This is a genomic window from Paraburkholderia sp. J7 (assembly GCF_905220155.1).
Taxonomy (GTDB): domain Bacteria; phylum Pseudomonadota; class Gammaproteobacteria; order Burkholderiales; family Burkholderiaceae; genus Paraburkholderia.
The window spans coordinates 81809-95423 of record NZ_CAJMYZ010000018.1 but is presented as its reverse complement, the minus strand read 5'-3'; the positions used below and the strand labels follow the sequence as shown (position 1 = coordinate 95423).

At 62.7% G+C, this 13615-nt stretch carries 14 protein-coding genes; 12 read left to right on the top strand and 2 right to left on the bottom strand.

Annotated elements, in window-relative coordinates; translation table 11 throughout:
- Window positions 1-217: 217 nt before the first annotated feature.
- Complete coding sequence (locus tag U5A58_RS26985) at window positions 218-595, bottom strand: DUF427 domain-containing protein (RefSeq protein WP_321963671.1); 378 nt, start codon at window positions 593-595, stop codon at window positions 218-220.
- Window positions 596-830: 235 nt separating this feature from the next.
- On the opposite strand from U5A58_RS26985, the gene ssuD reads away from it, so the two are divergent.
- From ssuD to U5A58_RS26970, 3 genes are all read left to right on the top strand, one after another.
- A complete protein-coding gene (ssuD, locus tag U5A58_RS26980) occupies window positions 831-1949 on the top strand; it encodes an FMNH2-dependent alkanesulfonate monooxygenase (protein ID WP_321963670.1) in 1119 nt (372 codons plus the stop codon).
- A 175-nt stretch (window positions 1950-2124) separates the two neighbouring features.
- Entirely contained in the window at window positions 2125-2370 is a 246-nt protein-coding gene (locus tag U5A58_RS26975; RefSeq protein WP_321916234.1) for a helix-turn-helix transcriptional regulator, read from the top strand.
- Between the two features lie 2 nt (window positions 2371-2372).
- Window positions 2373-3698 carry a type II toxin-antitoxin system HipA family toxin gene (locus U5A58_RS26970; protein WP_321963669.1) on the top strand — a complete coding sequence of 442 codons (1326 nt, stop codon included), beginning with the start codon at window positions 2373-2375 and terminating at the stop codon, window positions 3696-3698.
- Between the two features lie 25 nt (window positions 3699-3723).
- On the opposite strand, the gene U5A58_RS26965 is transcribed toward U5A58_RS26970, so the two are convergent.
- Window positions 3724-4644, bottom strand: a complete 921-nt coding sequence (locus U5A58_RS26965; RefSeq protein WP_321916236.1) for a LysR family transcriptional regulator — start codon at window positions 4642-4644, stop codon at window positions 3724-3726.
- Between the two features lie 194 nt (window positions 4645-4838).
- Between U5A58_RS26965 and U5A58_RS26960 the strand changes: the two genes are divergently transcribed.
- From U5A58_RS26960 to U5A58_RS26920, 9 genes are all read left to right on the top strand, one after another.
- Complete coding sequence (locus U5A58_RS26960) at window positions 4839-6002, top strand: muconate/chloromuconate family cycloisomerase (protein ID WP_321963668.1); 1164 nt, start codon at window positions 4839-4841, stop codon at window positions 6000-6002.
- A gap of 2 nt (window positions 6003-6004) precedes the next feature.
- A complete protein-coding gene (catC, locus tag U5A58_RS26955) occupies window positions 6005-6295 on the top strand; it encodes a muconolactone Delta-isomerase (RefSeq protein WP_321963667.1) in 291 nt (96 codons plus the stop codon).
- Between the two features lie 54 nt (window positions 6296-6349).
- Complete coding sequence (gene catA, locus U5A58_RS26950) at window positions 6350-7285, top strand: catechol 1,2-dioxygenase (protein ID WP_321963666.1); 936 nt, start codon at window positions 6350-6352, stop codon at window positions 7283-7285.
- Window positions 7286-7401: 116 nt separating this feature from the next.
- On the top strand, window positions 7402-8772 hold the full coding sequence (locus U5A58_RS26945) for a Rieske 2Fe-2S domain-containing protein (protein ID WP_321963665.1): 1371 nt from the start codon (window positions 7402-7404) through the stop codon (window positions 8770-8772).
- The gene (benB, locus tag U5A58_RS26940) at window positions 8769-9257 is read left to right on the top strand and encodes a benzoate 1,2-dioxygenase small subunit (RefSeq protein WP_321916244.1); all 489 of its coding nucleotides are present in this window, start codon (window positions 8769-8771) and stop codon (window positions 9255-9257) included. The genes U5A58_RS26945 and benB overlap by 4 nt, the downstream gene beginning before the upstream one ends.
- Before the next feature lie 63 nt (window positions 9258-9320).
- Window positions 9321-10343, top strand: coding sequence for a benzoate 1,2-dioxygenase electron transfer component BenC (gene benC / locus U5A58_RS26935; RefSeq protein ID WP_321963664.1), 1023 nt, complete (start codon window positions 9321-9323; stop codon window positions 10341-10343).
- On the top strand, window positions 10340-11116 hold the full coding sequence (gene benD / locus U5A58_RS26930; protein WP_321963663.1) for a benzoate diol dehydrogenase BenD: 777 nt from the start codon (window positions 10340-10342) through the stop codon (window positions 11114-11116). The genes benC and benD overlap by 4 nt, the downstream gene beginning before the upstream one ends.
- Before the next feature lie 75 nt (window positions 11117-11191).
- Window positions 11192-11926 carry an ABC transporter substrate-binding protein gene (locus U5A58_RS26925; RefSeq protein ID WP_321963662.1) on the top strand — a complete coding sequence of 245 codons (735 nt, stop codon included), beginning with the start codon at window positions 11192-11194 and terminating at the stop codon, window positions 11924-11926.
- Between the two features lie 487 nt (window positions 11927-12413).
- Window positions 12414-13574, top strand: a complete 1161-nt coding sequence (locus tag U5A58_RS26920; protein ID WP_321916249.1) for a porin — start codon at window positions 12414-12416, stop codon at window positions 13572-13574.
- Window positions 13575-13615: the final 41 nt, after the last annotated feature.

Below are 13615 nucleotides of genomic sequence, written 5' to 3'. Positions count from 1 at the left end.
GGAGCAGGGCGCGGCGGGCTGCGCCGCACGAATAACCGAATCCTGGCACACCTTGGGGCCCGGGTGGGCATCAGCGCTGCAGATGTTACGTCGCTGCGGCGTCGGTTGTGTCCGATTCGTTGTCCAGTATGCCAACATGCATAACGGCCGGTGCGGGCGAAAACTTGAGCGGATCGCTGCGCGCGCCAATGTGTTTCGCATCGCAAGGTCGGCGCGCTTAATCGGACGTTTCGATCGAATCGACGCGATCCGGGTAGAACGCAAGGTGATCCTTGATCGCTGACACCGCTTCATGCGGCGTTTCATAGGTCCATATCGCGTTCACGGCTCGCGCGCCGCCTGGCGTGATCGAGTAGTACGAAGCCTCGCCCTTGTATGGGCACCAGCTTTTATGTTCCGTGCGCGAGAGCAGCGACAGGTCGGCGTCCTCTCGCGGTATGTAAAACACCGCCGGATAGCTCGCCTCGCGCAGCGTGAGCGCGCGGCGCGTGTCGGCCACTACGCGCCCGCCTGCTTTCACCACCACGCGCGTGGGCGCCGGTTCGACCGTGATCGGATGATCGGGGCCGGGAATCTTGACGGTCCGTGTGTCCATGACTGTGTTCCTCGCGCAAGGTGTGGAACGGGGGGAAGGGTTGAAGAGGCCGGCGTTTAGCCGAATACATGATATGCAATTGCAGATTAACTGGTAGGGGAAAGCGCTGCAGGCTGTTTCAATGAGGGCGCGACTGAATTCGACGCACGGGCGGCGATAGTCACGCGATTGCGCCGCCAGCCTGCGCGCTTCAAGTCACCAGCCGCGCCTTTATTTACCCGCAGCAGGATCACTGATGAGCCTCGATATTTTCTGGTTCTTGCCGACTTCCGGCGACACCCGCTACCTCGGCAAATCCGATTTCGGCCGCGCGCCGACCAACGCCTATATGCGCCAGATTGCCGTTACCGCCGAAGAACTCGGCTACGACGGCCTCCTTATTCCCACCGGCAGCAGTTGCCTCGACCCATGGGTGACAGCAGCGAGCCTTGCGCCCGTCACGCAGCGCATCAAGCTGCTCGTCGCGCTGCGCACGTCGCTTGGCGGTCCCACCGCTTCGGCGCGCCAGGCGGCCACGCTCGATCAGGCGCTGAACGGCCGTTTGCTGCTCAACGTCGTGCCGGGCGGCGACGCCACCGAACTCGCGGCAGACGGCGTGTTCCTCGGGCACGACGAGCGCTACGAAGCCGCCGACGAATTCCTCACGATCTGGCGCGACCTGCTGCGCGGCGAGACGGTGAACTTCGAGGGCAAGCATTTGCGCGTGCAGGGCGCGCAGAACTTTCACGCGCCGGTCCAGACGCCGCATCCGCCGCTGTATTTCGGCGGCTCGTCGCCGGCGGCGCACGAACTGGCGGCAAAGCATGTGGATGCCTATCTCACGTGGGGCGAACCGCCCGAGGCCGTGGCGCAGAAGTTCGCCGATATCCGTGCGCGGGCGGCGCGCCACGGGCGCACGCTCAAGCTGGGCGTGCGCCTGCACGTGATCGTGCGCGAGACCAACGACGAGGCGTGGGCCGCCGCTGAGCGCCTCATCAGCAAGCTCGACGACGACGATATCCGCCGCGCCCAGGAAAACTACGCGCGCATGGATTCGGTGGGGCAGCGCCGCATGGCCGAGCTGCACGGCGGCAGCCGCGACAAGCTCGAGATCAGCCCGAACCTGTGGGCCGGCGTGGGCCTCGTGCGCGGCGGCGCGGGTACGGCGCTGGTGGGCGACCCGCAAACCGTGGCGGCGCGCCTTAAGGAATACGTGGACGCCGGCGCGGACAGCTTCGTGCTCTCCGGCTATCCGCACCTCGAGGAGTCGATCCGCTTTGCCGAACTGGTGTTCCCGCTGCTGCCGGGCAAGCAACCGGTGACGTTACGCGATCAGGCCTTGACGGGCGGCGCGTTCGACGTGCGCGCGCGCTAGCGGGCGCAGGACGCCGCGCGCGTGAGGGCCGCCGTGCGCGGCGACCGGTTCGCATACCGGAGGCTCACCGGCCAATTATTCGTGTGAGCGATAATTCGGTTTTATTCGTGTGAGTGATATTGGCGAAATATTCCCCACAGGCATATAATCGGTTTATGCCTCACAGGAATATGCCATGAACATCATCGTCCAGACACCCGGCGGGCTTGGCGAAATTCTGCAATCGGCGCGCAAGGCGCGCGGCATGACCCAGGCGCAGGCCGCGGCGAATCTCGGCATCGGCCAGCCGCGCCTCTCCGCGCTCGAAACCACGGGTGCCGCCAGCCTCTCGCTCGAGCAGATGCTCGCGCTTTTCGCGCTCTACGGGCTGGAACTCTGCGTGCAGTCGCGCGACGCGGCAGCCGGCACGCCGGAGTGGTGACGATGGGCCGCAAATCGCATTCGCGCGCGCTATCGGTCTGGGCCAACGGCGAGCGTGTGGGCACGTGGGTCATGACGCCCTCCGGCGACACCGAACTGCGCTACGACGATGCCTGGAAGCGCTCGGCCCTGGGCCGCCCGCTTTCGCTCTCGCTGCCATTCGGCATTGGCGATGTGCCATTGCGCGGCGAGCGCGTGCAGTACTACTTCGACAATCTCCTGCCCGACAGCGAGCCTATCCGCCGCCGCATCGCCGCGCGTTTTCGCACGGATACGCTCGACGCCTTCGACCTGCTCAAGGCCATCGGGCGCGATTGCGTGGGCGCGGTGCAACTGCTGGGCGAGGACGAAATGCCGGGCCGCGTCGACCGCATCGAAGGCACGGCGTTAAGCGATGCCGTCATTGAACGCCTGCTGCTCGAAACGGCTGGTGCGCTGCCCGGTGGCGCGCTGGAGGCCGACGATCTGCGCATTTCGCTGGCGGGCGCGCAGGAGAAGACCGCGCTCTTGCGCCACCGCGGCAAGTGGCTGCTGCCGCGCGGCGCCACGCCCACTACCCACATTTTCAAGCTGCCGCTGGGGCTGATCGGCCATCGCAAGGTGGACTTCAATACCTCGGTCGAAAACGAATGGCTTTGCCTGGCACTGCTGAGGGCCTACGCTTTGCCCGCTTCGCAGGCGCAGATCCTCAGGTTCGGTGCGCAGAAGGTGCTGTGTGTCGAGCGCTTCGATCGTACGCGTTCGCGCACGGGCGGCTTGCTGCGCCTGCCGCAGGAGGACTTCTGCCAGGCGCTCGGCGTGCCGCCGCATCGCAAGTACGAAGCGCATGGCGGTCCCGGCGTGCGCGAGATTGCGGGTCTCTTGCGCCAGTCGCAGCAGGCGCGGGAGGACCTCGACACGTTTCTCACGGCGCAAATCGTCTTCTGGATGCTCGCGGCACCAGACGGACACGCGAAGAATTTCAGCATCCGCCTGTTGCCGGCAGGGCGCTTTCAGCTCGCGCCGCTCTATGACGTCATGTCGATCTGGCCCGTGGAGGGCGACGGCGGCAATCAATGGTCGTGGCACAAGGCGTCGCTCGCGATGGCGGTGTGGGGCAAGGCGCGCCACTATCGCATGCGCGACGTGAAGCGTACGCATTTCGACGCTACCGCGCGCCTGTGCCACTACGGGCCGGACGCAGGGCCGCTGATCGAGCGTGTGCTGGCGCGTACGCCCGGCGCAATCGAAGAAGTCGCGGCCGCGTTGCCTGAAGGCTTTCCCGAGCGGGTAGCCGCGCGTCTGTTCGACGGCCTGCGTTTTTCCGCGGAGCGGCTCGCGGCGCAATAACGGCGCAAATAACGGCGCACCCAGTTCACGCGTTCTTTTTCTTCGCCGGCAGCCACGTTTGTGGCTCGGCATACATTTCCTTGACCAGTTGCTTCACGAGATCGACGTAGACCGAGTTGTCGTTCACACGATGATTCAGGATGATCGGCGAAGTCGCGTGGTCGCTGTCTATCAGCCGGTAGTGCACGTCCTGGCGCAATTGCCGCGCCGAAGCCGGGATCACGCATATGCCGAACTCGGCCGCGACGAGACCCAGCGCCGTCTGGATTTCCCGCACCTCCAGCACTTCGCCCGGTTGCACGCCGTCGCCGTGCAAGATGCTGAGCACCTGGTCGGCGAAACTGGGGCGGGGCTCCTTGGGATAAACAATCAGCTTTTGCCCGGCCAGTTGCTCGATGGGAATCGGCGTCGACTCCTGTGCCATCTCGCTGCCGGTCGGCACCACCACGGCCAGCGGCTCTTCGCGCAGGATGATGCCGGCCACATTGGGGTCGCTGTGGCGCACGCGTCCGAAGCCGATGTCGATGCGGCCTTCCTTCAAGGCCTCGACCTGCTGCACCGACATGAGTTCGACCATCTGGATGTCGAGTTCCGGCGCGTTCTGGCGCAGCTTGCGCATCAACGGCGGCAGCCCTGAGTAGAGGACGGAGGCGACGAAGCCGATCGACAGCACGGTGCGGTGATGCAGCCCCACGTGCTTGGCGGTCGCTTGCAGTTGCTCGACGCGCCCAAGGATCTGCATGGCCTGCTCGTAGACGAGACGCCCCGCATCGGTCGTGCGCACGGGCCTCGTATTGCGAATCAGCAGAGGCACGCCGATCTCCTGTTCGAGCAGTTGAATCTGCCGGCTCAGGGGCGGTTGAGCGATGCAAAGCTGTTCCGCCGCGCGCGTGAAATTGCGCTCGCGGACAACGGCAACGAAGTAACGAAGCTGGCGAAGATCCATGGTCTGTTCCCGGAAAAAGCATCCAATTTTCAATACTCTGAAAATATGATGCACCGCAATATTGGCCGATTTATCGGCGATTGCGGGTGCTTCATATTATAAAGGTATGGAATTGGACGCAAATAGTATTGGATCTTGCTCAGGCGCGGCGTGTATAAAACGACCATACCTTCTTCACTTACGCAGCATCCGACATGACTTCCGCGACGATCGAACGTATCGAAACCCGCCTGGTAGATCTGCCGACGATTCGCCCTCACAAGCTATCCGTCGCCACGATGTACGGGCAAACCCTGATGCTCGTAAAGGTGTACTGCAGCGATGGCGTGACCGGCATCGGCGAAGGCACCACCATTGCCGGCATGGCTTACGGCCCCGAAAGCCCGGAAGCGATGAAGCTGGCAATCGACGCTTACTTCGCCCCCGCGATGATCGGTCAGGACGCCACGCGAATTCAGGCGCTCATGGCGCACCTCGGCAAGCTCGTCAAGGTCAATCACTTCGCCAAGTGCGCGCTGGAAACGGCGCTGCTCGACGCGCAGGGCAAGCGCCTTGGCGTGCCGGTGAGCGAACTGCTGGGCGGCCGCCGCCGCGAGCGCCTGCCGGTGGCATGGACGCTGGCATCGGGTGACACCGCCAAGGACATCGCCGAAGCCGAGGCCATGCTCGAAGTGCGCCGCCACAAGATCTTCAAGCTGAAGATCGGCGCGAAGGACCTCAAAACCGACATCAAGCACGTCGCCGACATCAAGAAGGCGATGGGCGAGCGCGCCGCCGTGCGCGTGGACGTCAACATGGCCTGGAGCGAAACGCAGGCGGCGTGGGCGATTCCCGCGCTGGCCGAAGCCGGTTGCGAACTGGTCGAACAGCCGGTCGCTTCACCCGCGGCGCTCGCGCGCCTCATGCGCCGTTTCCCGGTGGCGTTGATGGCCGACGAAATCCTGCAGGGGCCGGAAAGCGCGTTCGAGATCGCGAAGAACGAGGGCGCCGACGTGTTCGCCATCAAGATCGAACAAAGCGGCGGGCTGTTCGCGGCACAACGCGTGGCCACGATCGCGGATGCCGCGGGTATCGAGCTGTACGGCGGCACGATGCTCGAAGGCGCGTTCAGCACGGTGGCATCGGCGCACCTGTTCGCCAGCTTCGCGAACCTGCAGTGGGGCACCGAGCTGTTCGGCCCCTTGCTGATCACCGAAGAGATTCTGACTACCCCGCTGGACTACAGCGACTTCGAGCTGACGGTGCCGAACGGCCCGGGTCTGGGCATCGAACTGGACGAAGCGAAGGTCAAGCGCTTCACCCGCGATGGCCTGCTGAAAGTGACGAAGTCATCCGGACACCTGACAAACGGAATTTGACGATGCTATTCCACGTACGAATGGATGTGAACATCCCGGCCGACATGCCCGCCAACGTCGCCAATGAAATCAAGGCGCGCGAAAAGGCGTACTCGCAGGAGCTGCAGCGCAGCGGCAAGTGGCGCCATATCTGGCGACTGGTGGGCGAGTATGCGAACTACAGCATCTTCGATGTAGAGAGCAATGCAGAGTTGCACGACATTCTCACCGCCTTGCCGCTTTTCCCGTACATGAAGATAACGGTCACGCCGTTGTGTCGCCACCCGTCCTCCATCAGGGACAACGACGCTTGAGCTGATTTCCCCCCAATACCAGGAAGCACCAGCCAGTATCAGGAGACAAATACCATGAGCGCAAAAGTATTCGAAACGAAGGAAGTGCAGGACCTGCTGAAGGCCGCTGCGAATCTCAATGGCGGCAGCGGCAACGCGCGTTTCCAGCAGGTCGTCTATCGACTGCTGGGGGATCTGTTCAAGGCCATCGACGATCTCGACATCACGCCCGATGAAGTGTGGGCCGGCGTGAACTATCTGAACAAGCTCGGCCAGGACGGCGAGGCTGCGCTGCTGGCGGCCGGCCTTGGTCTCGAAAAGTACCTCGACATCCGCATGGACGCCGCAGACAAGGCGGTGGGTCTCGAAGGCGGCACGCCGCGCACGATCGAAGGACCGTTGTATGTTGCGGGCGCACCGGTGCGCGAAGGCGTTTCGCGCATCGATCTCAACCCGGACGCCGACGCGGGTCCGCTCGTCATTCACGGCACCGTCACGGATCTCGACGGCAAGCCGCTCGCGGGCGCCCTGGTCGAATGCTGGCACGCCAATTCGAAGGGCTTTTATTCGCACTTCGACCCGACGGGTGCACAGGACGACTTCAACCTGCGCGGCGCGGTCAAGACCGGCGCAGACGGCAAGTACGAATTCCGCACGCTCATGCCGGTGGGCTACGGCTGCCCGCCCCAGGGCGCGACGCAGCAGCTCCTGGACGGCCTTGGCCGCCACGGCAACCGTCCGGCGCACGTGCACTTCTTCGTCTCGGCGGATAACAGCCGCAAGCTCACCACGCAATTCAATATTGAAGGCGACCCGCTCATTTGGGACGACTTCGCCTACGCGACCCGTGAAGAACTGATTCCGCACGTGACGGAAAAGTCCGGTGGCACGGCGCTCGGCCTGAAAGCCGACACGTACAAGGACATCGAGTTCAACGTCACGCTTACCCCGCTGGTCCAGGGTAAGGACAACCAGCTCGTTCACCGCCTGCGCGCCGAAGCTACGGCGTAACCGTCCTGCGAGGCGGCGGTGTGAAGACACAGCCGCCGCCAGTTTTACCGCGATCATCATTCGACACCGATGCAGGAACTCCGTACCGCGTGTGGAGTATGCATAGGAGAGCTAATATGTCAGCCATCATCGACAAAGCCAGTGACCTGGATCACCTGCTGTCCACCGCCGTGCAGGACGACAAGCAAAACGGCGTGTTCCGCTGCCGCCGGGACATTTTCACCAATGCCGACCTGTTCGAACTGGAGATGAAATACATCTTCGAGAAGAACTGGGTGTACCTCGCGCACGAAAGCCAGATTCCTGAAAACAACGACTACTACACTACGTGGCTGGGCCGCCAGCCGGTCGTCATCACGCGCGACAAGACCGGCGCGCTGAACGCCGTAATCAACGCCTGTGCACACAAGGGCGCCATGCTGTGCCGGCGCAAGCACGGCAACAAGGGCAGCTTCACGTGCCCGTTCCACGGCTGGACCTTCTCCAACACCGGCAAGCTCCTGAAGGTGAAGGACGAAAGAACGACCGAGTACCCCGTGCAATTCAACAAAGAGGGGTCTCACGACTTGAAGAAGGTCGCGCGCTTCGAGAACTATCGCGGCTTTCTGTTCGGCAGTCTGAATGCCGACGTGCAACCGCTCGAAGACTACCTCGGCGAAGCGAAGATCATCATCGACCAGATCGTCGACCAGTCGCCGAACGGCCTCGAAGTGCTGCGCGGTAACTCCTCGTACATGTACGACGGCAACTGGAAGATGCAGATGGAGAACGGCTGTGACGGCTACCACGTCAGCACCGTGCACTGGAACTACGCCGCGACCATGGGCCGGCGCAAGGAAGACGGCACCCAGGCGGTGGACGCCAATAGCTGGAGCAAGTCGGTGGCGGGCGTGTACGGCTTCGACCATGGCCACATCCTGCTGTGGACCAATACGATGAACCCGGAAGTGCGGCCGGTGTACAAGCATCGCGAGGAAATCAAGGCGCGCGTGGGCGAAGTGCAAGCGGATTTCATCGTCAATCAGACGAGAAATTTGTGTGTCTACCCGAACGTGTTCCTGATGGACCAGTTCAGCACGCAGATTCGCGTGGTGCGCCCGATCAGCGTGGACAAGACCGAGGTGAACATTTTCTGCTTCGCGCCGAAGGGCGAGAGCGCGGAAGATCGTGCAACGCGCATTCGCCAGTACGAGGACTTCTTCAACGTCACGGGCATGGGTACCGCCGACGACCTCGAAGAGTTCCGCGCATGCCAGACCGGTTATGCAGGCACCACGGCCATGTGGAACGATCTCTCGCGCGGCGCGCCGCTGTGGGTCGAAGGTGCGGATGAAAACGCGAAGAAGATGGGCCTCAAGCCGGTCATTTCCGGCGAGCGCAGTGAAGACGAAGGTCTGTTCGTGGTCCAGCACGAGTACTGGGTGCACGCCATGCGCGACGCCCTCAAGCAGGAGCTGCATCACGAACAGGCAGGAGTGCAGGCATGAGCAACGACTACCAGAAAATCTGCGCCGCGCTGTACCGCGAAGCGCGCCTGCTCGACGATCGCCAGTGGGAAGAATGGCTCGCCTGCTACGCCGAAGACGTCACATACTGGATGCCCGCGTGGGACGACGATGACCAGCTCACCGACGACCACCAGTCGCAGATCTCGCTGATGTACTACCCGGATCGCGGCGGCCTCGAAGACCGCGTGTTTCGCATCAAGACCGAGCGCAGCGGCGCCTCGATGCCGGAGCCGCGCACGAGCCACAACGTGACGAATGTGGAAGTGCTGGCGGATCGTGGCGACGAAGTGGAGGTGCGCTACAACTTCCACACGCTCAGTCATCGCTACAAAACCACGGACAGCTTCTTCGGCACGATGTTCGTCACCTTGCGCAAGCGCGGCGACGACTTCCTGATTGCCAGCAAAAAGATCGTGCTGAAGAACGATTACATCCGGCAAGTACTCGACGTTTATCACGTTTGAAGTCTCGTTTAAGTCTTATTTGACATCGAGACCCGGTTTCAACATGGGTATGAAGGAGACACCATGTCCAGCTACAAGATTGCACTGAATTTCGAAGACGGCGTGACCCGTTTCATCGAATGCAAGGCAGGCGAGAAGGTCCTTGACGCCGCGTTTCGCGCGCGGATCAACCTGCCGATGGATTGCTCAGATGGCGTGTGCGGCACCTGCAAGTGCCGCGCGGAAAGCGGCAACTACGACCTGGGCGAAGACTATATCGAAGACGCGCTGACCGAAGACGAAAAGGACAGCGGTCTCGTGCTCACCTGCCAGATGGTGCCACAGAGCGACTGCGTGATCGCGATTCCCGCGTCTTCAACGGTGTGCAAGACCGGGCAGAGCAAGTTCGCGGCCACGGTGACGAAGGTCGAGCAACACAACGACGCAGCGGTCGTGCTCGAACTGGACGTCGACGCAACGGGCCCCGTGTTCCTGCCGGGCCAGTACGTCAACATCGACGTGCCGGGCAGCGGCCAGCATCGTTCGTATTCCTTCTCTTCTGCGCCGGGCGAATCGAGAATCAGCTTCCTGATCAAAAAGATTCCAGGCGGCGTGATGAGCACCTGGCTCGAAGCCGCGCAACCGGGTACGAAGCTCGATTTGACGGGGCCGCTCGGCAGCTTTTATTTGCGCGACGTAGCGCGTCCGCTGCTGTTCCTCGCGGGCGGCACGGGTCTCGCGCCGTTCCTCTCGATGCTGGAAGTGCTCGCGCGCACCAACGCGCAGCAGAAGGTGCACCTCATTTACGGCGTGACGCGCGACCTCGACCTGGTGCTGGTGGAAGCCGTCGAAGCCTACGCGGCGAAGCTGCCGAACTTCAGCTTCGCGACCGTTATCGCCGACGCGGATTCGAATCATCCGCGCAAGGGCTGGGTCACGCAGCATATTCCCGCCGACGCCTTGAACGATGGCGACGTCGACGTGTATCTGTGCGGGCCGCCGCCGATGGTGGACGCCGTGCGCAAGTATTTCGATGACGAAGGCGTGAAGCCCAACAGCTTCCACTACGAGAAGTTCACCCCCAACGTCGTTCCGAAGGCGGCATGATCATGCAACGATTCGCAGGCAAGGTCGTCGTCGTCACTGGGGCGGCGCAGGGAATTGGCCGCGGCGTCGCGCTGCGCGCGGCGGCCGAGGGCGGCAAGGTCGTGTTCGTCGATCGCGCCGATTTCGTGGCCGAAGTCGCGGCAGAGGCGAAGGGCGCCGAAACGGCGGGCTTTGTCGCCGACCTCGAAACGTATGAAGGCGCGAAAGCGGCCATGGACTTCGCCGCGAAACACTTTGGCGGCATCGACATTCTCATCAACGGTGTGGGCGGTGCCATCCGCATGCGCCCGTTCGCGCAATTCGAGCCCGCGCAGATCGATGCGGAAATCCGCCGCTCGCTCATGCCTACGCTCTACACGTGTCACGCCGTGTTGCCGCATTTGCTCGCGCGCGGGCGCGGCACCATTGTCAATGTTTCCTCGAACGCCACGCGCGGCATTCGCCGCGTGCCGTATTCGGCGGCGAAGGGCGGCGTAAATGCGATCACGCAATCGCTGGCGATGGAATACGCGGAGCACCATATCCGCGTGGTCGCCACGGCGCCAGGCGGCACCGAAGCGCCGCCGCGCCGCATTCCGCGCAACGCCGCCGGTGACAGCGAACAGGAAAAGGCGTGGATGGGCGAGGCGGTGCGGCAGGTCACCGAGTCGACATTCTTCAAGCGCTACGGCACCCTCGACGAACAGATCGCGCCGATCCTGTTTCTCGCTTCGGACGAGGCAAGCTATATCACCGGGTCGGTGTTGCCGGTCGCCGGCGGCGATACGGGCTGAGCGAGGCGCGCACAAGCGGGGTGCGCGGCCGGGGTGATATGCTCGAAGGCTCCTGATTGTCGTGCCGCCATCGCCATGAATATCGATCCCGCTGTCGTCAAAGCCTTCGCGCCCACGGGCACGTTGCGCGCCTCCATCAACCTCGGCAATCCGATTCTCGCGAATCGCGATGCGGCGTCGGGCGAACCGTTCGGCGTTTCCGTCGATCTCGCGCGCGCGTTCGCGCAGCACCTGGGTGTGCCGCTCGAACTCGTCGTGTTCGACGCGGCGGGCAAGTCCGTCGAAGCCGTGAGCGACGAGCGCGCGGATTTCGGTTTCTTCGCCGTCGATCCCAAGCGAGGCGAGACGATCGCGTTCACCGCGCCTTATGTGTTGATCGAAGGCTTCTATCTGGTGCGCAACGATTCGCCCGTGCGCACCAATACCGAAGTCGATCAGCCGCATAACCGCGTGGCGGTGGGCAAGGGCAGTGCGTACGATCTCTTTCTCACGCGCGAATTGAAGCAAGCGGAGATCGTGCGCGCGCCGACTTCGCCAACCGTCGTGCAGACCTTCCTCGATCAAGGGCTTGAAGTGGCCGCGGGCGTGAAGCAGCAACTCGAAGCCGATGCCGCGAAAGTCGGCGGATTGCGCCTGCTCGACGAACGCTTCATGGTGATTCGCCAGGCGATGGGCGTCGCGAAGAGCCGCGGTCCGCAGGCGGCCGAAGTGCTCGGCGCGTTTGTGGAAAGCATGAAAGCGTCGGGATTTGTGGCAGAGGCATTGAAGCGTCACGCAATAGCGGGCGCATCGGTTGCACCGGCTGCCTGAATGAATGACGTCAAGTCAAAATGAGCGCGCATTAATACAAGAATCAACGCGCTCTGAGGGCCGATTTCGGCGACAGTTCTCAATGCGGTTAATCGGTCTTTCTCGCCGGCTTTAATGCTTCACATCGAAAGCATTATGTAATTTGTCCGGCAATATTCACGCCCCGCACATTCCTCGACGCGCGTCGAGCCTTGCCCGGCGCGGCTGTGCCATCGACGCCACGCCGCTCGAATTTCGACACCATTTTTATTTTCTACACCCTATGATGCGGGTGTTCGATTCGCGCCGTACTCGCCGCTCGATTCCCATTTCGTCATTGCATTATCAACATCGATGAATTGCTCAATTCGCAATAATCATCGACGGGTAGATTTTTTCTTTTGAATCTGCACCGAAATGGAATGCGCGCGTATGAGATTGCACGCCGATGGTGCCGGCTGCCTGAATTCGATGCATTAACCCACCGCCCAATCCGGAGCTTGAAAACATGAAAAAATCGCTACTCGCCGCGGCCCTGCTGAGCGCCTTTGCCATTTCGGCACACGCGCAAAGCAGCGTGACCCTGTACGGCCTGATCGATACCGGTCTCGTCTACACGAACAACCAGTTCGGCCACAGCAACTGGCAGCTCAACAGCAGCTCCACGCAGAACACGGTATTCGGCCTCAAGGGTTCGGAAGACCTGGGCGGCGGTCTGCATGCGATCTTCAAGCTCGAACAAGGCTTCCTGCTCAACAACGGCGCGCAGGCGTTCTCGGGTCTGGGCTTCGGCTCGCAAGCCTGGGTTGGCATGCAAAGCGATCCGTACGGCACGCTCACGTTCGGCCGCCAGTTCGACGTGATGAACGACCTCGTGGGCCCGCTCACGGCGGAATTCAACACGTGGGGCGGCAGCCTCGCGGCTCACCCGTTCGAGAACGACAACCTCGCGGCGAACTCGGTGGTCATCAACAACTCGGTCAAGTACGCGAGCCCGACCTGGTACGGTGTGACGTTCGAGACGATGTACTCGTTCAGCAACAAGGCCGGCGACTTCGCGAACAACCGTTCGTACGGCTTCGCCGTGTCGTATAGCCAGGGCCCGCTGAACCTCGCGGCCGGTTACCTGCAGTTCAACAACGCGGGCACCGGCAGCGGCGCGGTCACCACGAGCGACACGAGCGCGAACTTCCTGGCTGAACGTCAGCGTGTCTGGTCGCTCGGCGGCAACTACACCTATGGCCCGGCCACGGTGGGTCTTGTCTGGAGCCATTCGCAGATCGACAACGCCGCTGGCGTCTACTCGTTCGGCACGGGCACCTACCTCGGCTCGAACGACGACTCCGCAGGCTCGCTCGCCGGTTCGCTGCGCCTCGACAACTTCGAAGCGAACGTGAAATACGCGCTCACGCCGGCATGGAGCGTGTCGGGTGCGTACACGTACACGCACGGCGCGTACAACGGCTCGAGCCCGGGCTGGAACACGGCAATGCTGCAAACGGACTACGCTATCAGCAAGCGCACCGACTTCTACCTGGAAGGCGTGTACCAGAACGTGCATGGCGCACCGGAAGGCTCGGTGCTCTCGCATGCCATGATCAACACGCTCTCGCCTTCGTCGACCGATACGCAGGTCGCCGTCACGGTGGGCATGCGTCACGCGTTCTAAGTCGGTTCAGCGAGGCTGACCTCGGCGGGCATCTGTCCCCG